Annotated in this window: 24 protein-coding genes, 1 pseudogene and 1 riboswitch; of the genes and pseudogenes, 8 read left to right on the forward strand and 17 right to left on the reverse strand. The window is 36.4% G+C overall.

Translation table 11 applies throughout. The annotated features are described in order from the left end of the window. Positions 1-127: 127 nt before the first annotated feature. The gene (gene gltS / locus M3627_RS17010; RefSeq protein WP_251556728.1) at positions 128-1,312 is read left to right on the forward strand and encodes a sodium/glutamate symporter; all 1,185 of its coding nucleotides are present in this window, start codon (positions 128-130) and stop codon (positions 1,310-1,312) included. 207 nt (positions 1,313-1,519) lie between these two features. After that, on the forward strand, positions 1,520-2,110 hold the full coding sequence (locus M3627_RS17015; RefSeq protein WP_169359791.1) for a hypothetical protein: 591 nt from the start codon (positions 1,520-1,522) through the stop codon (positions 2,108-2,110). 132 nt (positions 2,111-2,242) lie between these two features. Here the strand turns inward: M3627_RS17015 and M3627_RS17020 are convergent, their stop codons facing one another. The 3 genes from M3627_RS17020 to queF form a co-directional block, all read right to left on the reverse strand. Then, positions 2,243-2,782, reverse strand: a complete 540-nt coding sequence (locus M3627_RS17020; RefSeq protein WP_169359792.1) for a VUT family protein — start codon at positions 2,780-2,782, stop codon at positions 2,243-2,245. Positions 2,783-2,829: 47 nt separating this feature from the next. Beyond that, entirely contained in the window at positions 2,830-3,504 is a 675-nt protein-coding gene (gene queC / locus M3627_RS17025; protein WP_169359793.1) for a 7-cyano-7-deazaguanine synthase QueC, read from the reverse strand. 176 nt (positions 3,505-3,680) lie between these two features. Next, positions 3,681-4,181 (reverse strand): preQ(1) synthase, encoded by a 501-nt coding sequence (gene queF, locus M3627_RS17030; protein WP_169359794.1) that lies wholly within the window; start codon positions 4,179-4,181, stop codon positions 3,681-3,683. Between the two features lie 124 nt (positions 4,182-4,305). Then, positions 4,306-4,352, reverse strand: a riboswitch (PreQ1 riboswitch). A 305-nt stretch (positions 4,353-4,657) separates the two neighbouring features. On the opposite strand from queF, the gene M3627_RS17035 reads away from it, so the two are divergent. Beyond that, positions 4,658-6,391: a methyl-accepting chemotaxis protein gene (locus M3627_RS17035; RefSeq protein ID WP_251556717.1), complete on the forward strand. Its 1,734-nt coding sequence runs from the start codon at positions 4,658-4,660 to the stop codon at positions 6,389-6,391. Between the two features lie 162 nt (positions 6,392-6,553). Here the strand turns inward: M3627_RS17035 and ahpF are convergent, their stop codons facing one another. Together ahpF and ahpC are read right to left on the reverse strand one after the other, a co-directional pair. Then, positions 6,554-8,107 carry an alkyl hydroperoxide reductase subunit F gene (ahpF, locus tag M3627_RS17040; protein WP_169359837.1) on the reverse strand — a complete coding sequence of 518 codons (1,554 nt, stop codon included), beginning with the start codon at positions 8,105-8,107 and terminating at the stop codon, positions 6,554-6,556. A 243-nt stretch (positions 8,108-8,350) separates the two neighbouring features. Further along, positions 8,351-8,914, reverse strand: coding sequence for an alkyl hydroperoxide reductase subunit C (ahpC, locus tag M3627_RS17045; protein ID WP_169359796.1), 564 nt, complete (start codon positions 8,912-8,914; stop codon positions 8,351-8,353). A 370-nt stretch (positions 8,915-9,284) separates the two neighbouring features. Here ahpC and M3627_RS17050 point away from each other — a divergent pair, with 370 nt between their 5' ends. From M3627_RS17050 to M3627_RS17060, 3 genes are all read left to right on the forward strand, one after another. Beyond that, positions 9,285-9,914 (forward strand): TetR/AcrR family transcriptional regulator, encoded by a 630-nt coding sequence (locus M3627_RS17050; protein WP_169359797.1) that lies wholly within the window; start codon positions 9,285-9,287, stop codon positions 9,912-9,914. A 107-nt stretch (positions 9,915-10,021) separates the two neighbouring features. Further along, positions 10,022-10,756 carry a glucose 1-dehydrogenase gene (locus M3627_RS17055; protein WP_169359798.1) on the forward strand — a complete coding sequence of 245 codons (735 nt, stop codon included), beginning with the start codon at positions 10,022-10,024 and terminating at the stop codon, positions 10,754-10,756. 414 nt (positions 10,757-11,170) lie between these two features. After that, positions 11,171-11,632 (forward strand): staygreen family protein, encoded by a 462-nt coding sequence (locus M3627_RS17060; protein WP_169359838.1) that lies wholly within the window; start codon positions 11,171-11,173, stop codon positions 11,630-11,632. 589 nt (positions 11,633-12,221) lie between these two features. Here the strand turns inward: M3627_RS17060 and M3627_RS17065 are convergent. Further along, positions 12,222-13,286: an ATP-binding protein gene (locus M3627_RS17065; protein WP_169359799.1), complete on the reverse strand. Its 1,065-nt coding sequence runs from the start codon at positions 13,284-13,286 to the stop codon at positions 12,222-12,224. Then, complete coding sequence (locus tag M3627_RS17070; RefSeq protein ID WP_169359800.1) at positions 13,264-13,968, reverse strand: response regulator transcription factor; 705 nt, start codon at positions 13,966-13,968, stop codon at positions 13,264-13,266. The genes M3627_RS17065 and M3627_RS17070 overlap by 23 nt, the downstream gene beginning before the upstream one ends. A 236-nt stretch (positions 13,969-14,204) precedes the next feature. Here M3627_RS17070 and M3627_RS17075 point away from each other — a divergent pair, with 236 nt between their 5' ends. Continuing rightward, on the forward strand, positions 14,205-14,411 hold the full coding sequence (locus M3627_RS17075; protein WP_251556719.1) for a hypothetical protein: 207 nt from the start codon (positions 14,205-14,207) through the stop codon (positions 14,409-14,411). 39 nt (positions 14,412-14,450) lie between these two features. Continuing rightward, positions 14,451-15,128, forward strand: a pseudogene (locus M3627_RS17080) (DJ-1/PfpI family protein); the annotation flags it as partial. A gap of 130 nt (positions 15,129-15,258) precedes the next feature. Here M3627_RS17080 and rlmH read toward each other — a convergent pair. The 10 genes from rlmH to M3627_RS17130 all read right to left on the reverse strand — a co-directional run bounded on the left by rlmH (position 15,259) and on the right by M3627_RS17130 (position 26,553). Further along, positions 15,259-15,738 carry a 23S rRNA (pseudouridine(1915)-N(3))-methyltransferase RlmH gene (gene rlmH / locus M3627_RS17085; RefSeq protein WP_169359802.1) on the reverse strand — a complete coding sequence of 160 codons (480 nt, stop codon included), beginning with the start codon at positions 15,736-15,738 and terminating at the stop codon, positions 15,259-15,261. Positions 15,739-15,807: 69 nt separating this feature from the next. After that, a complete protein-coding gene (locus tag M3627_RS17090) occupies positions 15,808-15,993 on the reverse strand; it encodes a CxxH/CxxC protein (protein WP_169359803.1) in 186 nt (61 codons plus the stop codon). 167 nt (positions 15,994-16,160) lie between these two features. Further along, on the reverse strand, positions 16,161-17,381 hold the full coding sequence (locus M3627_RS17095; RefSeq protein WP_169359804.1) for a S1C family serine protease: 1,221 nt from the start codon (positions 17,379-17,381) through the stop codon (positions 16,161-16,163). A gap of 132 nt (positions 17,382-17,513) precedes the next feature. Then, the gene (locus M3627_RS17100) at positions 17,514-18,302 is read right to left on the reverse strand and encodes an MBL fold metallo-hydrolase (protein WP_169359840.1); all 789 of its coding nucleotides are present in this window, start codon (positions 18,300-18,302) and stop codon (positions 17,514-17,516) included. A 12-nt stretch (positions 18,303-18,314) separates the two neighbouring features. Beyond that, positions 18,315-19,121 (reverse strand): two-component system regulatory protein YycI, encoded by an 807-nt coding sequence (locus M3627_RS17105; RefSeq protein ID WP_169359805.1) that lies wholly within the window; start codon positions 19,119-19,121, stop codon positions 18,315-18,317. After that, positions 19,108-20,463, reverse strand: a complete 1,356-nt coding sequence (locus tag M3627_RS17110; protein ID WP_169359806.1) for a YycH family regulatory protein — start codon at positions 20,461-20,463, stop codon at positions 19,108-19,110. The genes M3627_RS17105 and M3627_RS17110 overlap by 14 nt, the downstream gene beginning before the upstream one ends. Then, on the reverse strand, positions 20,460-22,277 hold the full coding sequence (gene walK / locus M3627_RS17115) for a cell wall metabolism sensor histidine kinase WalK (protein ID WP_169359807.1): 1,818 nt from the start codon (positions 22,275-22,277) through the stop codon (positions 20,460-20,462). The genes M3627_RS17110 and walK overlap by 4 nt, the downstream gene beginning before the upstream one ends. 4 nt (positions 22,278-22,281) lie before the next feature. Then, complete coding sequence (yycF, locus tag M3627_RS17120) at positions 22,282-22,986, reverse strand: response regulator YycF (RefSeq protein ID WP_169359808.1); 705 nt, start codon at positions 22,984-22,986, stop codon at positions 22,282-22,284. 253 nt (positions 22,987-23,239) lie between these two features. Next, a complete protein-coding gene (locus M3627_RS17125) occupies positions 23,240-24,715 on the reverse strand; it encodes a M23 family metallopeptidase (RefSeq protein ID WP_251556721.1) in 1,476 nt (491 codons plus the stop codon). 551 nt (positions 24,716-25,266) lie between these two features. Then, complete coding sequence (locus M3627_RS17130; protein ID WP_169359810.1) at positions 25,267-26,553, reverse strand: adenylosuccinate synthase; 1,287 nt, start codon at positions 26,551-26,553, stop codon at positions 25,267-25,269. Positions 26,554-26,688 lie beyond the last annotated feature (135 nt).

The following is a 26,688-nucleotide window of genomic DNA, read 5'->3' on the forward strand; positions in this document are numbered from 1 at the left end:
AAACATAAAAAGGGTGAGGGAGCCAAGAGGCGACCACTTCCTATAGGAAATCCAACAGATCCTCCAGCTGTCCGGATCAACTGGAAATTCTATCGGAAAGAGCTCTTATTACTAATATACGAGGGGGATACGTATGGTATTAAATCAAATTACAACGCTCAGTCTAGCAGTGGCATTATTTTTAATCGGTACATTTTTAGTTAAAAGAATTGGATGGTTGAACCGCTTTTGCATCCCGGCACCAGTAGTTGGAGGCTTAATTTTCGCCATTTTAGCAACCGTATTAAAAAGTTTTGATATTCTAGACATAACACTAGACACTTCACTTCAATCTATTTTCATGATTACCTTTTTTACAACCATTGGACTTGGGGCAAGCTTTAAGCTTGTAAAATTAGGCGGAAAACTACTCGTCATATATTGGTTAGCTTGTGGATTTCTAGCTTTTATGCAAAACGTAATTGGCGTTTCATTGGCAAAGGTAATGGACATTCACCCACTGATTGGTGTAATGGCAGGAGCTGCTTCCATGGAGGGTGGACATGGGGCTGCAGCTGCCTATGGGGAAACCATTGAGGGCCTTGGAATTCCATCTGCTATCTCCATTGGCATGGCTGCCGCTACATGTGGTCTAATCGCTGGTGCCCTTGTCGGTGGTCCAGTCGTTCAATATTTAATACGCAAATTCAACTTAAAGCCATCTTCTGAAGAAACAGAAGAATATGTAGAAAAAGCACAGCATGAAATTACCGAGAAATCATTTATGGTACAGGTCTTCTTAATTACCTTCTGTATGGCTGTTGGTACATATGTCGGTGAATGGTTCTCTACTATGACTGGTTTTGTGTTACCAGGCTACGTAGGGGCGATGTTTGTAGCTGTAATTGTTCGTAACATTTTAGATCGCTTTAATCCTAATCTAATCAATATGAAAGAGATTAACTTAATAGGAGATATCTCTCTTGGTATTTTCCTATCTATGGCACTGATGAGCATCAAGCTCTGGGAAGTAGCAGACTTAGCCCTTCCATTGTTTGTCATCATACTAGCCCAAGTGATCTTTATCGTATTATTTGCTGTAATCGTCCTTTTCCGTTTGCTAGGAAAAAATTATGATGCAGCCATTATGGTATCAGGTTTCCTTGGTCATGGACTTGGAGCAACACCTAACGCCATGGCCAATATGTCAGCAGTAGTTTCAAAATTTGGGCCATCCCGTAAGGCATTCTTAATAGTACCAATCGTTGGTGCTTTTTTGATCGATGTTTTCGGTATGCCAATTATTATTACTACAATTAATTTGTTTAAATAGACAAAATAAAAGCGCAAGCCTTTGAAGATCAAAGGTTTGTGTTTTCTTATTGAATAGGTTATTCAAAATAGTTATCTCAAAGAAACTCCTAGACTTCCAAATCAAAAACCATCATGTAATATTTCCCAATTAATGTTTGGAGGATTCAAATATTTTATTCCGGGTATCTAATATACTTATGAGTTGAGCTTAGGATGTGATGTTTTTATGTTTGGACTATCTGACCTCTTGTCACTGATTATTTCTGCATTTATCATCTTGCCTGTGGTCGTATTTCTGCGAGAATCCGGTTATTTAATCGTTAGCTGGTTATTCGGAGTAGTAAAACCACGGCTCACAATCGGTTCTGGACCCAGACTCTTTAAAATTGGAATGATTGATATACGTAAGTATTATCATTTGTATAGCTGGTTTTCTTACGATGACTTAAAGCGTAAAAGTAAGTTTGCTTATGTTAGCATTTATTCTGGACCAATATTGGTTAACCTGATTATTGCCCTCCTCATTAACTTCTTAATTGCCAACGGATGGGCTGCAGAATATAAAACATTTTGGGATCGCTTTGTTTTCTATGCCTTCTATTATTTGTTATTTGATATAGTACCTATGATTACGATTAATGGTAAACCGAACAACGGCATGATTATTTATGAAATGATTCGATACGGAAAGAGAATCGACTTCAACGCAGAATCCTTCCTCCCAGCTACTTCAGATGTGGAGAACGAGTATCATGAACAGATGAAGCAAATAGAAGAAATAAAAAAAGAGAGAGAAGAGGAAAAACATGAACACTAAACTATTCACTTTTCTTCTCTCTCAAAAGAACCGATTTAAGATAATCTCTTAAATCGGCTCTTTTTTATATAAAATCGTGTTTATGCATTCTTTATCGTAAATACAGCCTAGCCTAGTAGCTAAGCCTATTTTTTATACCTCCCTTAGACGCCTTGCTTTAAGAGCAAGCCCTTGGTTCAGTATCAAGGCACCTATCATTTGAATGACTGTCTTCACAATTACTTGGCCGACAATTGCTGCGGGTACAGCTTCCCACGGTATAAATCCTGCTCCAAGTGGACTCAATCCAACGATTACGAAAACAACAGAATCAAGAAGACCTCCCACAATCCCACTGTAAAAAACTCTCCACGCCATTGGTAACTTTAAGCGTGTATAGATTTCTGTATCTGCTGTCTCGGCGATTACAAAAGATAAAGCAGATGCTACCACAATCATTAAAGTATCTCCAAGTGCAAATGATGCAGTCCCTGATAAGAGTAATGCTAAGAAGATAAATAAATATGTTTTAGCTCTACCATATTTGTTTTGCACAAGATCTCGAAATATAAAGGTTGCTCCAACAAAAAGCGTTCCCATAGGAACGATAAACATGCCAAACTCTAACGGTGCAAATCTAGCCGTCACCACATTTGCAATAACAATAGATAATAAATAAAATAATATTCTCATTATGCTTCTCCTTTAAACATCACTAACTTTGTAAAGGTTAGTACCGTTTATATATTCTTTTCCTCAAGTTCTCGCTTCGTATTTAAATACTCCTCAAGCCCATTTTCACGTAATTTACATGCTGGGCACTCTCCACAACCATCTGCAATGATTCCGTTATAACAGGTTAAAGTTCTTTCTCTCACATACTCAAATACACCAAGAGAATCTGCTAGCTCCCATGTTTGTGCCTTGTTGATCCACATTAATGGTGTATGAATGACAAAGGAACTATCCATTGATAAATTTAATGTCACATTCATCGATTTGATAAAAACGTCGCGACAATCGGGATACCCACTAAAGTCTGTTTCACAAACCCCTGTCACGATATGCTTTGCTCCTACTTGACTAGCTAAGACACCAGCAAATGAAAGAAAAAGCAGATTTCTTCCGGGAACAAATGTTGAAGGTAGCTCACTTTTATCCCCTTCTTCAATTTTGATCTCCTCGCGTGTCAATGCATTAGCTGCAAGCTGATTTAGTAATGACATATCGAGCACATGATGTTCGATGCCAAGCTCTTTTGCTATTTCTTTTGCACAGTCAATCTCCAGGCGATGCCTTTGACCATAATCAAAGGTCACGGCCACCACTTCTGCAAAATTTTCAATCGCCCAGAACAAACAAGTCGTACTATCTTGCCCTCCACTGAATACAATAAGTGCTTTACTTTGTTTCATGTATAAATCTCCTTCACGACGAAAAACAGCACACTAAGAGAAGTGCTGTTTTCATCTTAGTTTTTTTAAGAGGGTCGCTAATAACCTCTTCCTTGCTAACAAGGATCTATTTAATTAATTTTATTTATAAGTAATCGTCTAGAAGTAAGAAGTTCCTAGTTCCTATTCAATTCCATTTATCGATTATCAATATTTTCTGGATTAAGATCATGGTTCATTAAACGATAGCTCGCGATTTCCTCATATTTTGTTCCTGGTCGTCCATAGTTGCACCACGGATCAATAGAGATACCACCACGTGGTGTAAATTTCCCCCAAACCTCAATATATCTAGGGTCTAGCAGGTTGATTAAATCATTCATAATAATGTTCACACAGTCCTCGTGGAAATCACCATGGTTTCTAAAGCTAAATAAATATAGCTTCAGCGATTTACTTTCCACTATTTTTTTATCTGGGATGTATGAAATATACATAGTAGCAAAATCAGGTTGTTGCGTTATTGGACATAGACTCGTAAACTCTGGGCAATTAAACTTCACAAAATAATCTCGATTAGAATGTAGATTGTCTACTGATTCTAATACTTCAGGCGCATAGTTAAATGCATATTGCACTTTTTGATTTCCTAATAAGGTCAAATCTTCTAATCCTTCAGCTGACTTTCGGCCAGACATAAAAAAACCCCCTTGAAAAGTAATACCAAATCTTTTCAAGGAGAGGCTGCAACATTTTCTATAAAACTTTACAGGATTAAAACAAAAAAGCCATGTCCAGTTATGGACATGGCATGTTCGTCATGTATCCATAGTTTTTTATAGAGGGTATCTGCTATGAACCTCTCCTGAAAAATTTCAGGTATTTATCTAAAAAAATAATATAATACATGGAGATAAATGTCAAATTGAATTATTAATGTATTACTCTGTCCTTACTATGAAGGTTTCATAATAGTTTAGCCCCTTCAATGAAATAATTGGTAATCTTTTATTTTCTAAAATCAATTATTATGGTAGAATTACTTTTTGTGAATGAAAGGTAATACAAAAGTTATAACAATGACCATTTTATAGGACTTTAACAAGGATAAAAGTCATCTATAAGTATAACGACGATTTGCCGAAGGATAAAAATTAAAAAGGGGCTCCTCATTATGATAAGAAGTTTTAAAATGTCTATTAAAACCAAAATCTCTACTATAATTACTATAGTAGTTGCAACCAATATTCTACTAGGTTTAATGGGTTTATTTAATCTACAAAATGTCCAATCTTCGTTAGAAGAGAGCTTGGAGAGTAGGTCTAAAAATTTGAATTTATTGCGAACAGTTGGAATCGACTTTCATCAAATGTATATAGCTGAAAAAAATCTCTATTTATATGAACCAAGTACTAGTGCCTTTAAAGATCAATTAGAAGAATATAATGGTCAAAAGGTAGATATCGAAGAAAGATTTTCAGAGTATTACTCAAATATTATTAATCTCCCAAACGAAAAAAAACTAGCGCAAGCGCATGAAGATATGAAAGAAGAATACTTTACAATCTCGAATGAAGTTGTTCAGTTACTATCCTCTTCCAATCCTTCCGACCGTGAACAAGGTATGTTGTTATCTCAAAATGAAGGATATATAAAATTTGATGCAGCAGAAGAATCCTTAGATGTAATTGGTGATTTATATTTCGATAATAACGAAATCATGTTAAAAGAAGTAAAAGAAAAGTATTCTCTTCTCTTTACAGTTACATGCATTGTAATCTTACTTTGTTTAATAGTTAGTTCGTTACTAGGTCTATTAGTTATTCGTTCTATCAATCGTCCGATTCAAACATTAAGAAATAGTGTTAAAAAGGTAGCTGAAGGCGATTTAACAGTAAATATTAAATCATTTGCAAATGATGAATTAGGGGAATTATCGAAGGATTTTAATTTAATGACTGAACAAACGAAACAATTAATATCAACCGTCAGAAATACAGTAGAACACCTTAGTGATTCTTCCCATCAACTTAGTTTAATCTCAGATGAAACTAGTGTAACTGGTGAAAAAATAAGCAAAGAAATTGTGGAAATTGCTGAGGGAGTGACAAAACAAAAAGTCTTAACAGAAGCAACCGATCAAAAAACCTTGGAACTTTCAAATGTTATAAATAAATTAAATGAAAAAAACATACAAATGGATGAGCTATCAGCAAATGCTAAGATTGTTCTTCAACAGGGGGTAGGAAAGCTCAAAGACTTACAAGAAAAAACAGAAATATCAATAAACAGTACCGATGAAGTTGTTAAAGTGGTACATGTACTTGCGGAAAATATGAAAAAAATCGGATATATTGTTCAAACATTAAATGAAATTTCTAGTCAAACTAACTTACTTGCACTTAATGCAAGTATTGAGGCAGCGAGAGCTGGTGAATACGGTGTTGGTTTTGCTGTTGTTGCAGCTGAGGTACAAAAATTAGCAGCACAATCGGCAACTGCCTCCAAACAAATCGAAGACACGATCATGACGATTGAGAACGATACAGTTAAAACGCTCGATTTAATGAATCAAACCGCTCATATTAACAGTGAGCAAGGCATTATTATGGGGGAAACAGGTAAAGCATTTAATACGCTAAATGACGCCATTAGTCACATTCTGCATTCGCTTACTGAAATTAATGGGGAGATTTTGAATGCCAATCTTATTAAGGAAGACGTTGTAAAAGCTATTTCAGAAATATCAGATGTTGCTAATGAGGTTTCACTAAAAACAGAGTTAATAAATGCTTCTGTTGATCATCAGTACGAGGCTTTTATAAACCTACAAGAATCGGCTGAGATGTTAAATGGGCTAAGTGAAAAAGTAAATGAGATGATTCAAAGTTTCCATATTGAAGACTAAGATGCTTGATAAGTGCTCAATGCTCTCTAAAGGAACAACGAAATGAAATCATTAATATATAAAAAGAAACCAACTCATATAAAACAAAGTTGGTTTCTTTTTTTAAAATAATCTTGATACTGCTTTTGTATTCTTTATAACTAGGACTAGATTAGTAAGATATTAACCATTAACTAGTTGAGGCGTCGTGTTACGTATCAAATAATCAAATGATCCAAGTGCAGCGGTTGCCCCTGAACCCATTGAAATGATGATTTGCTTGTATACTGTGTCCGTACAGTCACCTGCTGCGAATACACCAGGCATGCTTGTCGCACCATGCTTATTAATAATGATTTCATTATTTTGATTTAAATCAATTATACCTTTTAAAAATTCTGTGTTCGGTAGTAGACCAATTTGTACGAAAACTCCTTGTAGCTCAATATGCTCTTCTTTTCCAGACACAACATCCAAATAAGTTAACCCGTTCACTTTATCTGTACCTGTAATTTCTTGTGTTAAGGCATTTGTTAAAACCGTTACATTAGATAGACTATGTAAACGCTCTTGTAATACTGTATCAGCCTTTAGCTCTGTATTTCGTTGTAATAGGTAAACATGATTCACAATTCCCGCTAAGTCAATTGCTGCTTCAACTCCAGAGTTTCCACCGCCAACTACTGCCACATCTTTCCCTTTGAAGATAGGACCATCACAATGCGGACAATATGCTACGCCTTTATTTTTAAATTCTTGCTCGCCCGGTACACCTAATTGACGGTAGCGTGCCCCTGTTGAAAGAATAACTGTTTTTCCTTTCAATACTGCACCGTTTTCTAAAGTTACTTCTACCATTTCGTTACGAGCAATACTTGTAACTCGTTGGGATTTCATAATATCTACATTGTAATCCGCTACATGTGCCTCTAGGCTTGAAACAAATTGTGGACCTTCTGTAGCTCTGGTACCAATAATGTTCTCAATAGCCAATGTGTCATTTACTTGGCCACCAAAGCGCTCCGCTACAATTCCTGTGCGAATACCTTTACGAGCAGAATAGATTGCGGCTGAGGCACCTGCCGGACCGCCACCAACTACTAATACATCGAACGGTTCAACATCTCCAAATTCAGAGCCGTCAGACGCTTCTCCAAGCTTGTTTAAAATATCCTCAAGCTCCATACGCCCTCCACTAAAGTTCTCACCGTTCATATAAACTGTTGGTACGGCCATAATGTCACGTTCTTTAATTTCGTCTTGGAACGTGCCACCCTCTACCATTGTGTTAGAGATATTTGGGTTTAACACAGACATAATATTCAATGCTTGCACAACGTCTGGACAATTGTGACAAGTCAGGCTCACGTACGTTTCAAATTTCATAGGTTTCTTGATTGCTTGAATACGTTTAATCACTGACTCGTCTACCTTTGGAGCACGACCAGAAACCTGCAATAAGGCTAAGACTAATGATGTAAATTCATGGCCAAGCGGTAAGCCTGCGAATGTTACACCTGTTTCTTCCCCTACCTTATTAATACTAAAGCTAGGAGTACGCTCTAGTAATGCATGTTGTACAGTAATTAGCGGAGACATATTTTCTAACTCCGTTACAAGATCAAGCATATCATTGGATACCTTATCATCGCTTACGCTTACTTTGATAACTATCTCACCTTCTAATAATGCTAAATACTGTTGTAACTGAGCTTTCAAGTTTGCATCTAATAGCATAAACTTCGCTGTCGCTGACATGTAGAATTATTATAGTCAGAAAATTATATAACTATCATTAAATAATAAATCTATATGTTATCCTCAACGAGCAGCCCCTCACCTCTATTCCTAATTTTTTAATACGCTTATTTCTTTTTTCTTTATAATCCTAATAAAAAATAGCGACAAGGCTGTCTGAAAATAATTTCATAACAGGCACTTGCCGCTTAAATCTCGCTCTAGTTTATATAGCTTAGAAACTTAGATTTTACCAACTAGGTCTAAGCTTGGAGTTAAAGTTTCGCCGCCTTCTTGCCATTTAGCTGGGCAAACTTCGCCTGGATTGTTGCGAACATATTGAGCTGCTTTTATTTTGTTTACTAACGTAGATGCATCACGACCGATACCACCAGCGTTAATTTCGTAAGCTTGTACAATACCTTCTGGGTCAAGGATGAAAGTACCGCGCTCTGCTAAGCCATCTTCTTCATTTAATACATCGAATGCTTTAGAAATTGTGTGGGATGGATCACCAATCATTATGTATTCGATCTTGCCGATAGTATCGGAAGTATCATGCCAAGCTTTATGTGTGAAGTGAGTGTCTGTCGATACAGAGTAAACTTCAACTCCTAAAGATTTTAATGTTGCATATTCATTTTGTAAGTCTTCTAGCTCTGTAGGACATACGAAAGTGAAATCTGCAGGATAGAAGCATACTACCGACCATTTACCTTTGAAGTTTTCAGAAGATACGTCGATAAATTCACCTTGTTGAAATGCTTTTGCAGTGAATGGTGCAATTTCTTTACCTATTAATGCCATAATTTATAGCCTCCTATGTATTATTTATTATTTCTCATAAGTATTAAAATTATCTTATAATAATTCTAATGTATAGTTTTATTATTCTATACATTTGGTTCTCAGTCAACCATTAAGGTATGAAAATAGTTGTTATCCAATACTCTGTTAATAATGTCCATAAAGAAGGTCTTTAACTTTATCGTAAACTCATGTCCCAAATATACAAAAAATTAGACCATTGGACTAACTATAGATTCCGTCTTCGCAAATTTTCTTAAACGATCTTATCTTGTTGCCTATTTCAATTAAGCGGCTTCGATATGAAAATAAGATGATACGATAAAGCATGTTACAATCATTGTATGAAGAATAGCTGGAGTGATTAAATTTGAGTAAACGAGAACAACAAAAGCAACAACGCCGTGAAAATATTATCAAGATTGCAACGGAGTTATTTTTGGAGCAAGGTATACAAACTATACAAATGCAAGATATCGCGACTGCTGCTGGCGTTGGAATAGCAACGTTATTCCGTTATTTTCCTAAAAAAGAGTATTTAGTGATAGCTGCTACAAATGCTATTACGGATAAAATGGCTACAGATGTAGGGGAGATTGTGGAGCAAACAATCCCTGCATATGAAAAAATAGAGCAGATTTTAGATTATTATATAAATGTAACGAAGGATCCACAGCTACGTTTAGCGAAGTTTTTTGAGTCATTTGATTTATATGAAAAAATAGCGGAGGAATCACCTGATCAATATGCAGAATACTTATCTGCACGCAGCAAATTGGCAGGTATTTTATTAACAGTAGGTGATCAGGGCAAGCAAGATGGTAGTTTAAGATCTGATGCCGATTTGCAAGTATTTATGATGACGATGGTTCAAAATTTTAGTATATTCGCTTATAAATCAAGGCTGACAAAGCATGATGCCTATCTTTCGTCGTTACTTACTGCAGAAAAACAATTATTAATGATGAAGGATGTTTTTTTACGTTACATCCGACCATAATAAGTAACGGACTTAGGAATTGACATTTTGACAGTTAAGTTGTTTACTAGTAAGTATAAAAGTGATAGTCAACTATCACTTTATATGAAACTTAGGAGGCCATTTACATGAGTCGTTTATCAGGTAAAGTTGCAATTATTACAGGAGCTGCGCAAGGTATGGGTGCAGCACATGCAAAATTATTCGTTGAGCACGGTGCAAAAGTCATTTTAACAGATTTAAATGAGGAAAAAGGAAATGCATTTGCAGCTGAGTTAGGTGAGAATGCTCTTTTTGTAAAACAAAACGTAACATCTGAAGAGGATTGGGCTACCGTTATTGCAAAAGCAGAAGAAGCTTTTGGTCCAGTAAACATTTTAGTAAACAATGCCGGTATTACAATGGCTAAAAATATGCTTGATATTACAGTAGAAGAATACCGTCGTATCGTGGATATTAACCAAGTTTCTGTTTTCTTAGGGATGAAAACAGTAGCAGCTTCCATGATGAAAGCTGGTGGCGGTTCCATCGTCAACATTTCTTCTATGAACGGCTTAGTTGCTGGGGCTGTTGGTTACACTGACACTAAATTTGCCGTACGTGGTATGACAAAAGCAGCTGCAATTAACTTAGCTCCAATGGGCATTCGCGTAAACTCTGTACATCCAGGTGTAATCGCTACACCAATGGTTGTGCAAGAAGATACAAAAGCAGCGGTTGAAGAATTCGCTAAACACATTCCTTTAAAACGCGTTGCACAGCCAGAAGAAGTATCTAATATGGTACTATTCTTAGCTTCGGACGAGTCTAGCTATTCCACAGGTTCAGAATTTGTAATCGATGGCGGATTAACTGCACAATAAGATTTTAAAAGGTCGATTTTCTATTAATGTAGAAAATCGACCTTTTTTTTATTTAATTTTCATTCCCAGTTCACCCTGCGATGAGATCAATGTCTTTATCTCGGTATTTAACTCTAGCCATTTTTTCACCCCTAGGTATTGTGAAAAAAACCTGAATTATGTCATTCTATCCAATTTACCAACTTACTCATTATTTTATGAAGAACTACTAAGTAACAGTAGCTTAACAAAATTAGGACGCTTTTGAGGTTTATTGCAAAATTTATTAACATTGGAAGGGATAACTTGACCTATTTGGTCTCCGCTATCCTTTTTACTTCTGCTCCTCCAATTAAAATCATTACACCTGTGTCTTTTAACCAACCTCAAACTAAAAAATAGCATATTGGTAAAAAAACGATTGGAGTTGGTGGCATTAGTAAGTTAAATCCAGATAAACTCACTGTTGAATATCGAGATGGTGTTTCAGCTACAGGACCCATCATTTCCAGAAGTCACACACTGACTCACTCTGATTTCACTGGAGAATTATTCTTAACAATTGGAACACAATTTGCATGGGATAAAATTAATACTGAAATGAGAGACGAAGTACTAGGCGTTTGGAAAACACAAGGAAATAGTTTAAATTACAACGTATATCTATATCTAGATAAAGAAAATCACGACTTAAGTGCAGCAACAAAGCGGAATGAAGTTTTTAGGCGCGAATTACCACTTGCATTAACAACCATTCGATATGGCGATAGGTTTTTATTTGACCTATACCCAAGTTTAGATTATGCCTTAATAATCGTTAACTTTATGTCCATTTATCCGTCATTATTTAAACAGGAGGTTTGGGGTACCTTTAGCAATTACTCCATAACACTATAAACAAATAACTTGAATACCTACCGACCTTAATATGGAAGCTTCATACAACTCGTTTACGTTTAAACCACCAAAACATGTTGGATCAATATTTTTGGTGGTTCTCTTATTAAATAAGTGCGATTTGTATAAATCGAATGTGGCCTCATTTTTATGTATTCTATACACAGAATACATAATTAGTAACGATATCACGGATTGCTATGCTATATTATATAAGTAATAAACAACTCTCGTTGACACCGAATAATGGTAACTTTAGATTAGGCAAATTAGCATTATTGGGTGCCAAACCCATTAGAGTTCTTCAGGAACAAAGAATTCTACCGCAGCATCTCCTTGTGAGATGCTGCTTTTTTGTTTCTTAATTTTGAATAGGGATTTCCCATTTCAAGAGGAATTTATATTCCTTTAATGACTGGTATACTAATACTGTTAAATTGTTACCAGCTAGAATATTGCGACAATATCGTTCTAGTTTGTTCTTTTAGAAATAATATACTTCTCCCTATCACAAATTCAGTCTAGATATTGAAAAAATTTCTTAAGTTTAGTGAACGGTCTATCCTTCAAACATTAAGAGCACTGATAATTAAGTATCCAAGGGTATACAGCCTTTTAAGTATGCTCCACCTTTTGGGTGATTTCCTACAACTAGGTCCCCGCCATGCTGTTTAATAATTCGCTGAGAAATAGTTAATCCTAATCCGGCTCCTCCAGTTGAGCGATTTCTTGATGCTTCCCCTCGATATAGCGGTTCAAAAACTCTTTGCAGATCCTCTTCAGAGAACCCCTCCCCTGTATCTTGTATCGTAAAGATCACAAAGGTTTCATTTCTATTGCAATTGATATAAATTTCACCATTTCTAGGTGTATGTCTGACCGCATTATCTATTAAGTTATTCAATGCTCGCTCTAATAAGTGTGAATCGCCCTTAATATTACAATCACTTGTCAAATTATTTACAATGATAGAGATATCCTTTTGCTCAGCCCGAGGGCTTAAGCTTTCAATCGATTTCTTGAGAACAAGTATCAGATCAACCCTATTTTCACCACGTACCATTTCTTGGTACTCTGTCTTCGCAAACGTGAAAAGCTCCTCTACAAGTCGGTCCAACTGTGCTGACTTCTCCTTACAAACTGCCAAATACTTTGCTTTCTTTTCAGGCGAATCAGCAATACCTTGCTCTAGGCCGTCTAAATAACCCCGTAAGGCAAATAACGGTGTCCGTAAATCATGCGCAACAGCAGCAATCACAAACCTCCGTTCATCTTCCAATTCAACTTGTTTATCAAAAGATTTTTTTAAACTATCGACCATTACATTAAACCCATCATGGACTTCAGCAATTTCTGAAATCTTTGAAGAAGGGATTTGGATATCCAAATCTCCATCTGCAATTTGGCGAGCACAGAGGCTCATTTTCTCTAAAGGGAGGAGAATATATCTTCGCATTGTATAGGCCACAATCAAAAAGGCCAATAGTAGACCCGTAATTCCCGCAACTATTTGTGTAATTTTTGACTTGGTCGGAATTCCAAGATTGAATGACTTTGTTTCAAGAAAATGCCCACCTACATAAAATATCCACGGGAAAATAAGTATAATTAATAAACTAAGAATGGTAAATTTACGAATGCGAATAGTTTTCACTTTTTTCTCCTTTGAAGCGATAACCTATACCCCATACGTTAACTATAAATTGGGGATTATTCGGATCAGCTTCAATTTTCTCCCGAAGTCGGCTTAGATGGACACGAATAGTATGTTTATCACCAATCCCTTCCCAAAATTTTCCGAGTAATTGATCATATGAAAAAACATATTTTGGATGTTCCGCGAACAGTTGCAGCAAATCATACTCTTTCGGAGTCAGTGATATGGATTGCCCATCTATAAATACTTCTCTTGTGGACAAATCCAATAAGAGACGTCCATAATCTAAGACCTTTCTGAATTCTTGCTTAGAACTGGATCGCCTTAATACAGCCTTTACTCTTGCAACAATCTCTCCCGGCGAAGCAGTTTTGACTATATAATCGTCTCCTCCAAGTGCTAATCCACGAATTTTATCTACGTCATCACTCAGAGCACTTAAAAATAGAATTGGCACATTACTTTCCATACGGATCTGCCGACATAACTCAAAACCATTTTGACCCGGCATCATGATATCTAGGACGAGGCAATCAATTGTACTTTGTTTCAGGGCGACGAGTGCCCAATTAGTGTCATAAGCCGTTTTCACATAAAAGCCTTCATTTTCTAAGAAATCTCTCAATAGTTCAACAATGCTAATGTCATCGTCAACGACTAAAACCGTATATCTTTCCATTACGAAAATTCCACCTTTCCTCAGACGACTCCCATAGATACCAACTAACAAAATTAAAATATAGTTTTAGTTTATCACTTTTACATTAAAGAATAAGTTTTCCGATGGATTGTGATGATTTTGTGATTGTTTCATACCCTCTTTTGAGACATTCAAAGGTTATTCTTTCATTGTGGAGCTATCATCATCTATTTGAAATACTCCACACTTTAACTATATTAAGGGAGGATTTACAAATGGGTATTGAAGATCAAACTTTCTCATTCTTTCCATTCGGTGCTTTGTTTTGCCTTACACTATTCTGTATTGTAGCGGTTCGCATATACGCAATACGCTGTCGTTATATGCATTCCAAGCAAATTGACTGTCTTAAAGACCTTGTAATTGAGGGGGACCTAACTGAGTCGGAATATCAACGACTGAAAAATTTACTTACAAAGTAAAGACATTATCGAATAAAAATCATTTTAAATGGAGGTAATATTCTGTATATCCAAATTGTATTGTTTGATGGATTTGATTTATTAGACGTTATTGCACCTTATGAAGTGTTTACTGCTGCAGCGATGTACGCAAATGAAGACATCACCGTTCAACTCGTTTCTCCTGAAGGGGAACGAATGGTACCAAGCGGGGTAAATCACTTACCTATTCAAGCTAGCGGTAAACTTGATATAAACAGTAAAGGAATTATTCTTATTCCAGGAGCATTTGGTTCGGTTCACGAGGATGGACCAGATTCGAGCCCAGCTAAATTACAACAAGCAACGGAAACAGAGTTAAGTAATTTACTCATTGAAGCTATTAAGAAACCAGATCTATTGCTTTCAGCAGTTTGCGGTGGTTCTCTCATTTTAGCAATGGGTGGATTGTTAGAAGACCGGCATGCTGTTACCCACCACATGGGGATGGGGCTTTTAAGTACTACAAATGCGATTCCGGTTAATGCTAGAATTGTAGATGATGGTAATATTGTTACTGGCGGTGGCGTTACTTCGGGACTCGATGTTGCCCTTTACCTAGTTGAGCGAGAATTAGGTCCCCGTATAGCACACGCAGTGGAGCAACTGTTAGAGTATGAACGCAGGGGTACGGTTTGGAGAGCAGAGGGAGATGTACCGAGAGAAAATCAACAAAAAAATATAATTAAACCGACAAGTAATGAGGCCTTAACTGAATAAATTTTATAACACGTAGCGTTAAGATGGAAATTCAACAAATCCTTAATTAAAATAACCACCTAAAACGCTGATAAATTAACGTTCTAGGTGGTTATTTTAAAAACCTCATCTATTTATGATACGGTTCACCCTTCATAATTCGAAATGCTCGGTAAATCTGCTCCACTAAAACGAGCTTCATAAGCTGGTGTGGTAGAGTCATTTTGGAAAAGGATAACTTTTCGTCGCTTCGCTTCATAACTTCTTCATGCAATCCTAGAGAACCACCTATTACAAAAGCTATTTTGCTTCTTCCATAAGTCATTAACGACTCGATATCTGCAGCAAGCTGTTCAGAGGTTTTCATCTTTCCTTCGATAGCTAAAGCGATGACATATGTGTCTGCACCGATTTTTGCTAGGATACGGTCTCCTTCCTTCTTCTTTACGATTTCCATGTCTGCCTCGCTCAGATTCTCAGGAGCTTTTTCATCTGCTACTTCGACAAGATCTATTTTTGCATAGCTTCCCAGTCTCTTTGTATATTCTTCAATCCCCATTTTCAAGTATTTTTCCTTCAGCTTACCTACTGATATAATTTGTATATTCACAGGTTATCCACCTTTACATTTCATTTACAAACAAGTTATTAACAACACTTATCCACATATCCACAACACTTATCTACATGTTGTGTCGTCATTTTCATGAGCCACAAGATATATTGCAGAATTGTTACAATAGGTACAACTTGTGGATAACTGTTTTTCCTCATTTATTTTCTCCATCACTGGGAATGTTTTTTCCTCTGCTACAAAGATATCTAAAGCGTGATTTATATGGGTTTCGCAACTGAATATTCTCACTATTTAACTCCCTTTCTCTTTAAAATTACTTAACATAGTTATACACATTTTTTCTATTGTTATCCACAGTCTATTTTAACAAAGAAAAAACGAGTAGGAAAGACAAGCTTTTCTTTCCATACTCGTTGTGTAAAACTTTTGTTGCTACTTTTTAGTTATCCACATGTCTATAACTGAGTGGAGTCCTTTAATGTTAAAGTTAATTCGACTATTTCTCCTTGACGGTACACCTTGACGTCCAAGCTATCACCAATATCTTTTTCATTATATAGATGCTTTCTAAGATCGATGGAATTCTCCACTTTTTCTCCATCCATTTCTACGATGACATCATAGGTTTTTATACCAGCAATTGCTGCAGGTGTTCCTTCATATACTTCATCTACAACAACCCCAGTAGTAACTTCTGCAGGTAGTTTTAAAGTATCTCGTTGATGAAATGCTGGAACATTTGTTAAATCGATAAGTGTAACACCCATAGAAGGTCGAATTACTTTACCATTGACTTCTAAGTCTTCAATTATAGGCATTGCGGAGTTTACTGGAATCGCCAAGCCTATTCCTTCTATTGTTGACTCAGAGATTTTCATCGAATTGATGCCTATAAGCTGACCGGCTAAATTAATCAATGCTCCACCACTATTACCCGGGTTAATGGCCGCATCCGTTTGTAAAACTTCTGCTTGCCAATCCACAGTCCCATCTTCATTGATATCCACTGGAATAGCACGGTCCGTACCAGAAACTACACCAGTTGTAACTGAACCATAGAAGTCTAAGCCGAGAGGATTACCAATAGCAATAACTGTTTCTCCCTGCTTTAATGTATCTGAGTTTCCGATCTCTAAAACTGTTTCAATTCCTTTATCGTCTATTTCTAACACGGCTAGATCTGTCCACATGTCACTTCCGACTAATTTTGCGTCTGCTTTTACTCCATCCTTTAATGTCACTTCTAATGCTTCTGCACCTGCAATTACATGATGGTTCGTAATGATATATGCTTTTCCGCCTTCTTTTTTATAGATTACTCCTGAACCAGTGCCAGCCTCCTGCTCCGTGGAACTTTGGCTCCAGAAATTTCTTACGGATTGAATATTAGTAATACCGACTACTCCCGCCGAGGCTTTTTCTACTGCTCCGGTTACATCCGTAGTAATATCGACGCTTACTTGCTCTGTTTTAGTTGTTTTACTTGTCGTTGCTTCCCCTTCTGTTTGGGAAGGTAAATTATTTACAACAGAAGGAGTTAAAAACCAAACTAGAAGAGCTCCTACTAGGACTCCTGCTAATCCACTGAAGAAATAACCTATTACTCCTCTTTTCTTATCCTTATTTCTTACTTTTGGTGGTTCTTGTTCAGGACCATATGAATTATAGTAACCCATTGCACTCTCCCTTTCATTAAACAATATGTTCGTATGCTTACTTTACCCACTAAACATTAAAATTAAATGAAAATAATCTAAAATTAAATTAAAAAAAGCTCCAAAAGCTTTTAGGCTCCTGGAACTTTATAATTATACTAGTACTAATTCAGTTGGCTGATTTGCATCCGTGTCGTGTAAGTGAACATATTCACCTGCGATGATACCACACGATTGTAAGGTTTGGGTAACGCTCATTCTTGCTAGGTCCTTCATGTTATTATCCTTGCTAAGATGTGAGAGGTACACATTAGTTGATTTTAAATCAATTACCTCACTCATAGCTACCGCAGCATCTTCGTTAGAGACATGTCCCACGTCACTTAGTATTCGGCGTTTGACCGACCAAGGATAGCGTCCCATTTGTAGCATACTGACATCATGATTGCTTTCGAAGACAAAGGCATCTGCTCCTTTAATATGTCCCTTCATGCGATCACTTACATATCCCGTATCTGTAATTAAAACAAGCTTGCGCCCATTTTCATGAAATATATAAAACATCGGATCTGCAGCATCATGGGAGACACCAAACGATTGGATATCCATAGAGCCAAACGTTTTCACCGATTCCATATCAAAAGTGAAACGTTGATCTAAGGGCACCTTTCCAACAAGTGAATCCATTGCTCCCCATGTTTTTTCATTGGCGTATATTGGTACACCATATTTTCTAGCTAATACACCGAGCCCCTTTATATGATCACTATGCTCGTGAGTAATGAAGATACCAGAAAGATTTTTTATTTCTCTTCCAATTCCTTGAAAGAGCTCGTCCATTTTTTTGCCGCTTAGGCCTACGTCAACTAAAAAGGAATGCTTCTCGTTTTCTACGTAGATGGCGTTTCCGCTGCTCCCGCTAGCTAATACACTAAACTTCATCATCAAAACTCCTTATTCTACTGCTGATGAATCTACTTCTGTTGGTATTTCAATAATTCTTCCTTCTACCGCATTTACAAAGTGTTCATCTATAGTTCCGTCCTCACGTTCCACAAGTATTCGCCAAGTTGGTGCAAATACCTGCGTCTCGGCTTGTTGGACTAATGTAAAATAGCCCAGACTAATATCTGTAACGGTTGAATTGGCAACTAGCAAACCTTTGGAATATAGATTTGAAACTGCTTGAATAGTAGGCAATAGATTTTTAGACTCACTATAATCCTCTAAGTTATCTAGGATGGTTTGCTCATAGCTTATGAGTTCATTATTCTCATTCCAATAGACTACTAATTTAGCTTTTTGATTGTAATAGACAAGACGATCATTTACTTTTTGAAAAAAAATTGCCATACGAGCTTCCTCGTCTATTTTCCACAATCCATATGAAGAACCTTTAAATATATTATCACTGATGAGAGTTTCGATGGAATTCTCTTCGGTTATTGGTATAGGTTTTATAAATGTGCCGACTATTTGTGCATCAGGCTTAAATTCAACTGTTTGATTTTCTAATTCTTCTATTTCTTCTGGCTTAAAGTTATGAACACTACCAGAAACATAATAGGCTTCTTCCACAGTAACACTAGAAGCTTTTGACACATTAATGTTCTCTACTTTTAGACGTTCCTCTGTCGTGGTAGAGCTTAAAACTTCTATATTTTGACCTGCTGTATATCTATTCAAATATAAGGAAAACAAAAAGACATTCAAGATAGAAAAAACAATGATAAAAATAGTCTTCGTTTTATTCCAATCCATAGGTGCCACCTCCTATAGTTTCTGGAGATAGTCTTAACCATGATCCATTAACTTGATAATACCAAGAGGGCACCAAAGTAAATAAAGGTTGGTCTTCGTCTTTGGATATATAATAGCCTTGTACTAAATCCTCTATTAAAGAGACTTGTGAATTTGGGGCTAAGCTAAGTAATTCATATGCATTTTGACCGGAAGGTAACTCTAAATCAGTGGAAGTTATCGGTAGAGCATTTAACGTGTAATACGGTCTATTGTAACGATAAACTCTATTACTTCCCCAAACTTGAACTATTTCTGTAGTCAACATATCCTTACTGAATACAGGCAACCCATCAAAATACAGTTGATAATTTACTTGACTCGCATTCTTATTCATTCTACTAAATCGATAATCATCAGTCCAACCGTCATGCTCATTTACAAAGCTTAAGCTATTATATAAAAGTTCCGATGATTTACCAAGAAATTCACCTTCTGATGCTGGATGAACGTAGCTTAACCTTTTAGAAATAGGGTCTACAGTCATTAATGCGTTATCATCCGTATATTGTTCTCCTGATCCTACTGGGTTACTTCGCCGAACAACTAAACTTGGTATATTAAAAAGGGCATCTTTGAACCTATTCGTATCAATCTCTTCCACTAAATAAGTATATTGAACAACCTTTTCAGGGTTACTTGTAGTATATAAGGATAATTTGCCTTCTCTTACGATTTCTTTATATTCCAGCATAGCATTGGAAGTCTTGACCATACGCTCAGAGAAACCAAAGATATCTTCCTTCGTCACATTTGCCGTATAGATTTTATTCAAGGTGGTGCTTATGAAATACAAAGTAGCCCCTTGATCAGATTCCTTTTCCTCTACTCTTTGGTCCACACTTTTCGAGGACCAATCTATAACTAGACGATTAAAAGAAGAGTTAGGAAAGATAGGATCTAAAAACTTTAAAATCGAACTATAAGATTCTATCGGTATATCTGCTTGAAAAAACAATGTACTCGTATATGGCTTGTTGATTAATTCATTTACCTGCCCCGCATTCGTATTATTACTATACAGTTTCACCGTTTCAATCTCCCAATTTTTCATGGGATTTATAACATTATTGATATCTACAATCGAATAGGAGCCTCTTAGATTTTCGGGTTGACTAATCAGCAAACGATACGGTTTTATAACATCTTCCATCTTCTTCTTCTCTGCAATCGATATATTAACGACAGGTGGTTCAGTAGTATCATATTTTGGTGAATAGGTCCAAATCGTAAAGGTAAGTGTAAGACTAAGCAGTATTAGTAATAATAAAATAATAGATTTTACTGGTTCAATATACTTCAATCCCACTCACCTTCTTCATCCAACAGTATTTCTAAAGTAAAGAATATAGTAGTTCCATGACCTTCTTCACTTTCTGCCCAAATCTTACCTCCATGGGCTTCAATCATTTCCCGGGCAATGGCTAGGCCAAGCCCTGTCCCTCCCATTGAACGGGCTCTAGCCCGGTCTACTCGATAAAAACGATCGAAAATTCGATTTACATTTTCAGAAGGTATTCCCATGCCATCATCTGATATCATCACTTGTAACCACTCATCTTTGACTGCTATGCCAAATCGAATATTTCCTCCATCTGGGGAATACTTTAACGCATTCGATATAATATTATCGATTACTTGAGTTAACTTATCTGTATCAATGTCTACATAGTACGGCGTATCTGGAAGCATACGTTGGAACGTTACATTTTGTGATTTAGACAGTTCAAAACGATCAATAATACGATTGAAAAATAGATTAAAATTAACGATTTCTCTATTCAGATCATAGTCGCGACTATCCATCTTAGACAATTGTAGTAGGTCATTTACCAGTCGAATCATTCGTTGGGTCTCCGTTTGCGTAACCATTAGAAATGACGGTGCTATCTCCTCATCCTTCCATGCTCCATCCGCTAGTGCCTCCAAATAACTGCTCATAGTAGTTAAAGGAGTTCGAAGTTCATGAGACACATTAGCTACAAACTCTCGACGTTCCATATCAATCTTCTCTTGCTCGGTATTGTCATGTAAAACAGCGATTAAACCATTTACGAAACCAGTTTCTTTTTGGATAACTGAAAAGTTCGCACGAAGTATATATGGTCGTTCCTGGGTACTGAAATCTAAATTCATGGATTCCTTTGAATGAATAAGATCTTCGAAGGAATGAATGCTATCAATGCCAAGCACTGAAATAATAGGCCTGTTGAGAACCATTTCTCTTGGTATGCGCAAGAGCCTTAGGGCAGGATCATTGATCAAAATAACTCTACCCTTTCGATCAGTGGCTATTACTCCATCCGTCATATTAGTTAAAACAGAGGCAAGTTTCCTACGCTCAGCTTCTGTAGTCGACTGGGATTCTTGCAGCCTATTTGTTAGATGATTAAATGCATGTGCTAACTGACCGATTTCATCATTTCCATAAACTCTTACCTTACGAGAAAAGTTGCCCTTAGACATAGCCTGTGCCTGTTTCCTCATCTCCGATATAGGTCTTGTAATCGTTTGTGCTATAAGAATACCTAGTACAATTGTGATTACAAGGGCTACTGCCGTACCCACTGCGAGGATTTGGTTTATTTCGTTCATTTGACCAAATACATTTTCAATATTCGATTCAATATAAAGAGTTCCAATTACCTCACCCTGTGAAATAATTGGCGTTACTAATATCCATACACGTTCTCCTGATTTAGAGGCGATGCTATCAAAATCTTCTTCTGCCGTGATAGATTTATGGACTAGCTCATCTAACGACTTTTGTCCAACGATTGCTTGGTTGTTCGAATCTGAGGTAGCTCGTATTTGATATTTCGCATCAATTACTCGAACTTCTTTAATATCATCAGAATTAAGACCATTCAAAATAGAACGTAAGCTTTGTTCTAATGTTTGGTCTTCTTCTACCCGTATTTTAACAAGTTCTTCTCTTGCACTAAACTCTAATACACCAACGCGATCCTTAACAGATTGTTGAAAGTTTTCTTTTAATGTATGCTCCAATCCCTTGACAAAATATAGACCAATTATTTGCATAGCTATTAAAATCAGTAAAACATAAATCAACACAATCTTTACATGAACTGATTTAAAGTAACCAACCTTATGCATCGAATTACTCCTGCTCAGGACTTCTTAAATAGTAACCAACGCCTCGTCTAGTTACAATCCAGTTTGGATGACTAGGATTATCTTCAATTTTCTCACGTAAACGTCTGATTGTAACATCTACAGTGCGGACATCACCAAAATAATCATAACCCCAAACTGTTTGTAATAGATGTTCCCTTGTCATTACTTGTCCAATATGTTTAGAAAGATAATGTAAGAGTTCAAACTCACGGTGAGTCAATTCAATTGTTTCATCTCTTTTTAATACCAAATAAGCATCCGGTTGGATAGTTAGTGGACCAATAGTAATGTCATTAGTAACTACTTCATTATCTTCTTGAATGGTTTGGTGTCTTCTCATATTAGCTTTAACTCGAGCTATTAACTCTCTTGTACTAAATGGCTTTGTTACATAATCATCTGCACCTAGCTCTAACCCTAAGACCTTATCTATCTCTGAGTCTTTAGCAGTTAGCATTATGATAGGAAAGCTAAAGCGTTTACGAATTTCTCTACAAACTTCCATTCCATCTCTGTTGGGTAACATTATGTCTAACAGCATGAGATCTGGTTGAATCTCGTCTACTTTTTTCAATGCATCATCGCCATCATATGCACAGAAAACCTGATAGCCCTCTTTTTTCAAATTAAATTGTAGTATGTCAGCAATCGGCTTTTCATCATCCACTACTAGTATTTTTTTACTCACTTGTTAAACCCCTTTCGCCCTTTTCTGCTATATTTTAATCAAATACATTACTTTAAACAATTAATATATCATTACTCTATCATTCTTTTACTCTCCTTGCATCATTAAAGAAGTGAGAAAAAATGAGGGTAGAAATTGAAAGTTTAAGGTCGAGCTTTGTCGAAATATTTCCCAGGAAATTTAATTCTTTCCTAATTCAATATTTCACAATACATAAAAAGACAGCCGGCTAGCGACTGTCTCTAACTTATATTTATTTTAACACAGATAAGGGGTCAATCGTAACTCCGTCCTTCTTCACTTCAAAATGCAAGTGAGTTCCTGTGGAGCGTCCTGTATTCCCCATAACGCCTAGTTTTGAGCCTTGTGGCACTACGTCTCCCACACTTACACTAACTGAGGAGAGATGAGCATACGTCGTTTTATACCCATTTTTATGATTAACGATTACACGATTACCGTATGTACCATCCCAACCAGCAGCTTCAACTACTCCATTATCTGCAGCTTTAATATTAAATCCACTTGGTCGAGCAATATCAATACCTTCATGCTTACGTCCCCAACGGTAACCCATTTTACTAGAAATGTAGCCACCTTCTGCTGGCCATGCAAACACTCCAGAACCACGAGATGGAATCACTTTTGTTCCCTTTAATACAACATGTTCCTTAGGTTGCTCTAAAATCGTTTCATTTGAAAGTGATTGGCCAATTTCTACACCATTCTCTTGACGAATCAAATAAGTCGCCACTCGTTTTCCATCGGCACCTTCTTGCTTCACTTTTGTATCACCTTTGAACATCTCATCTGTTTCTATTACTTGTTTAGTATGAGGTACAGTTTCCTCTACCTTTTTCTCATAAACTACTTCCATATTTATAAGTGGTTTAAGTACAGTGACATTAAGCTCTTGATTTATCTGTAAGACACTTGTATCTGTAAGTCCTGGATTGATCGTTAATAATTCCGCTGAGGTTAAATTAAATTTACTTGCAATATTACCAAGTACGTCACCAGCTGAAACTTTATAGGTTTCTTGCTCTAAAGTTCCTTCTAAAAGAAGCTTAACTGCTTCATCAGCAGATACAACCTTTTCGGGTGTCACATCTACCGTAACCCCTGAGACTTCTTGTTTTAAAATTAAATCTACAATTCTAGTTTCGCCGGTTTGTAATTCGGGTAAGCTATCTGTAACACTTTTTCTAGCTTCCAATGTGGCTAGCTCTTCTTCTGTGATAAACTGAAGTTTTAATTTTTTAATAACTTCATGGTATGTTGCAATGTCTTTGACGTAGACCGCCATCTCGTCATTGACAGATAAGGCAAACGCGGTTGCTTCCACTTCTATTAAATCATTAAGCTTTTGCAATGTTGTTTCATCGTTTGTTGAGGGAGTATAAACTTGTTCAGTAATAACCTTTAGGTTATTGCCTGCTTGTAGTTGAAGACCGTCATATTGGGAGCTACTCTCTTGCACTTTTTTATCAAAAAGCTTTTCCATTTCCGTTTTATCGGAAATAGCCCCAACATACTGACCTTCTGCATATATATGATAAATTTCTTTTAAAGCCTTATTATCCTCTTCATTAGCAAATGCCATATTAAAAGTTAGAGATGACATAAGTAATACCATTATAGTAGCTTTTTTCACTACATTTGATTTTCTGTTTGAAAGAACAGTGAAGTTTTGACCCTCTTGTTCCTCATTCTTACTATTCCAAAGCATGATAAAGCTCCTTCCAAACCTATTTAAGTTGCTAGTGCAAATTTTACACTATCTTAATTTAACATATTTGAAATAGTGAAGTGTAGGAATAGTCTATCTTGTAAAGAAAATGTATTTTTAAATCCATTATTTTCTATTTTTACATTTTAGTTGTTATATTTAATCATTTTTATAGGTTTTAATCCTATGTTTTTAAGAATTTCCTCCAGTAAATTCTTATTTATACATATTACTATTGGTGCCTCTGTTATATTTGTAATAATTCGATAAATTTCAGACACCTATAGCTTTGTATATGAAGAGAATCAAATGGATAGACATGAATATCTTGTAAATCCATTTCTAGCTATTGGCCACTTTTCCAATTATATTGTTAGACAGTTTATATATATTACTTAGACCTGGTTTCTTACAGAGAGAATAGGTCTTACATTCAGATGAATAGAAGGCAAATCACTGGGATAAATCTTTGTTTGTCGGTGAAAATTCTTAAAATTATTTCACATAAAAAGCCGCCAAGTTTTCATTGGCGGCTTTCATTTCACTTATAATTATCTCCAAACGCTTGAAATAACGTTTGTTTGTGTACGATCTGGTCCTACAGAGAAAATAGAGATAGGAACTCCTGTTAATTGAGATATGCGTTCTAAATAATGTCTTGCAGTGTCTGGTAATTCATCGAGAGATTTACACTGAGTGATATCCTCACTCCAACCTGGTAACTCCTCATATACTGGCTTACATTCGGCAAGCATACGCAGGTTTGCTGGATATTCTGTGATAAGTTCTCCTTTATATTCGTATGCTGTACAAATTTTAACTGTTTTTAATCCAGTTAAAACATCAATTGAATTCACTGTTAAATCCGTTAATCCACTTACTCTTTGCGCATGGCGAATTACCACTGTATCAAACCATCCTATACGACGTGGTCTACCTGTTGTAGTCCCATACTCTTTTCCTACTTCCCTGATTTGATTCCCTACTTCATCAAAGAGTTCAGTAGGAAATGGCCCATCTCCTACACGTGAAGTGTATGCTTTACATACTCCTACCACATGCGATATTTTTGTTGGACCTACTCCTGCTCCAATCGTTACTCCGCCAGCTACCGGGTTAGAAGAAGTGACAAAAGGATACGTTCCTTGGTCAATATCCAACATTACCCCTTGAGCTCCTTCAAAAAGTACGCGTCTACCCTCATCTAATGCATCATTAAGTACTTTAGAGGTGTCTGTTACATACTGCTCAATTTCTTGGCCGTAACTGTAGAATTCTTCTAAAATTTCTTCTACTGTAAATCCTTCTGTTTCATAAAACTTCTCAAACATACGATTTTTTTCTTCTAGGTTATGCTCTAATTTTTCTTTAAACACTTCATAATCTAAAAGATCTGCAACACGTATACCTACACGAGCAGCCTTGTCCATATAGGCAGGACCAATTCCTTTACCTGTCGTTCCAATTTTTCTTGCTCCTCGGCGAGCTTCCTCTACTTCATCTTGCTTTATATGATAAGGAAGAATGACGTGGGCACGATTAGAAATACGTAAGTTTTCAGTCGTTACACCGCGATCATGCAGCCCTTTAAGTTCTTTTACTAATGCTCTGGGGTCAACCACCATGCCATTTCCAATAACTGAAATCTTGTCCTTATAGAAAATACCGGAAGGAATGAGATGTAGCTTATAGGTCTCTCCTCCGAAAATAATTGTATGTCCTGCATTATTACCACCTTGGTAACGTGCAATTACTTCTGAGTGTTCTGATAAAAAGTCAGTAATTTTACCTTTTCCTTCGTCTCCCCATTGGGTCCCTACTACAACTACTGATGGCATTGCCAACACCTCCGTCAGACATTTCGTCCTGATTAAAAATCAGTGTAATTGTACCAATCATTTTTACCATAGTCAACCAACTTAAGTAAAAAACACGAACGAATTGATGTTTAATTAATCAATTCGTTCGTGTTT

Source organism: Psychrobacillus sp. MER TA 171 (assembly GCF_023713305.1).
Classification (GTDB): domain Bacteria; phylum Bacillota; class Bacilli; order Bacillales_A; family Planococcaceae; genus Psychrobacillus.

What these genes read in the sequence shown, in the direction of transcription:
- M3627_RS17015 (WP_169359791.1), top strand. Translation starts at nt 1,520, where the DNA reads ATGTTTGGACTATCTGACCTCTTGTCACTGATTATTTCTGCATTTATC.
- M3627_RS17020 (WP_169359792.1), bottom strand. Translation starts at nt 2,782, where the DNA reads ATGAGAATATTATTTTATTTATTATCTATTGTTATTGCAAATGTGGTG.
- queC (WP_169359793.1), bottom strand. Translation starts at nt 3,504, where the DNA reads ATGAAACAAAGTAAAGCACTTATTGTATTCAGTGGAGGGCAAGATAGT.
- queF (WP_169359794.1), bottom strand. Translation starts at nt 4,181, where the DNA reads ATGTCTGGCCGAAAGTCAGCTGAAGGATTAGAAGATTTGACCTTATTA.
- M3627_RS17035 (WP_251556717.1), top strand. Translation starts at nt 4,658, where the DNA reads ATGATAAGAAGTTTTAAAATGTCTATTAAAACCAAAATCTCTACTATA.
- ahpF (WP_169359837.1), bottom strand. Translation starts at nt 8,107, where the DNA reads ATGCTATTAGATGCAAACTTGAAAGCTCAGTTACAACAGTATTTAGCA.
- ahpC (WP_169359796.1), bottom strand. Translation starts at nt 8,914, where the DNA reads ATGGCATTAATAGGTAAAGAAATTGCACCATTCACTGCAAAAGCATTT.
- M3627_RS17055 (WP_169359798.1), top strand. Translation starts at nt 10,022, where the DNA reads ATGAGTCGTTTATCAGGTAAAGTTGCAATTATTACAGGAGCTGCGCAA.
- M3627_RS17070 (WP_169359800.1), bottom strand. Translation starts at nt 13,968, where the DNA reads ATGGAAAGATATACGGTTTTAGTCGTTGACGATGACATTAGCATTGTT.
- M3627_RS17075 (WP_251556719.1), top strand. Translation starts at nt 14,205, where the DNA reads ATGGGTATTGAAGATCAAACTTTCTCATTCTTTCCATTCGGTGCTTTG.
- M3627_RS17095 (WP_169359804.1), bottom strand. Translation starts at nt 17,381, where the DNA reads ATGGGTTACTATAATTCATATGGTCCTGAACAAGAACCACCAAAAGTA.
- M3627_RS17100 (WP_169359840.1), bottom strand. Translation starts at nt 18,302, where the DNA reads ATGAAGTTTAGTGTATTAGCTAGCGGGAGCAGCGGAAACGCCATCTAC.
- M3627_RS17105 (WP_169359805.1), bottom strand. Translation starts at nt 19,121, where the DNA reads ATGGATTGGAATAAAACGAAGACTATTTTTATCATTGTTTTTTCTATC.
- walK (WP_169359807.1), bottom strand. Translation starts at nt 22,277, where the DNA reads ATGCATAAGGTTGGTTACTTTAAATCAGTTCATGTAAAGATTGTGTTG.
- M3627_RS17125 (WP_251556721.1), bottom strand. Translation starts at nt 24,715, where the DNA reads ATGCTTTGGAATAGTAAGAATGAGGAACAAGAGGGTCAAAACTTCACT.
- M3627_RS17130 (WP_169359810.1), bottom strand. Translation starts at nt 26,553, where the DNA reads ATGCCATCAGTAGTTGTAGTAGGGACCCAATGGGGAGACGAAGGAAAA.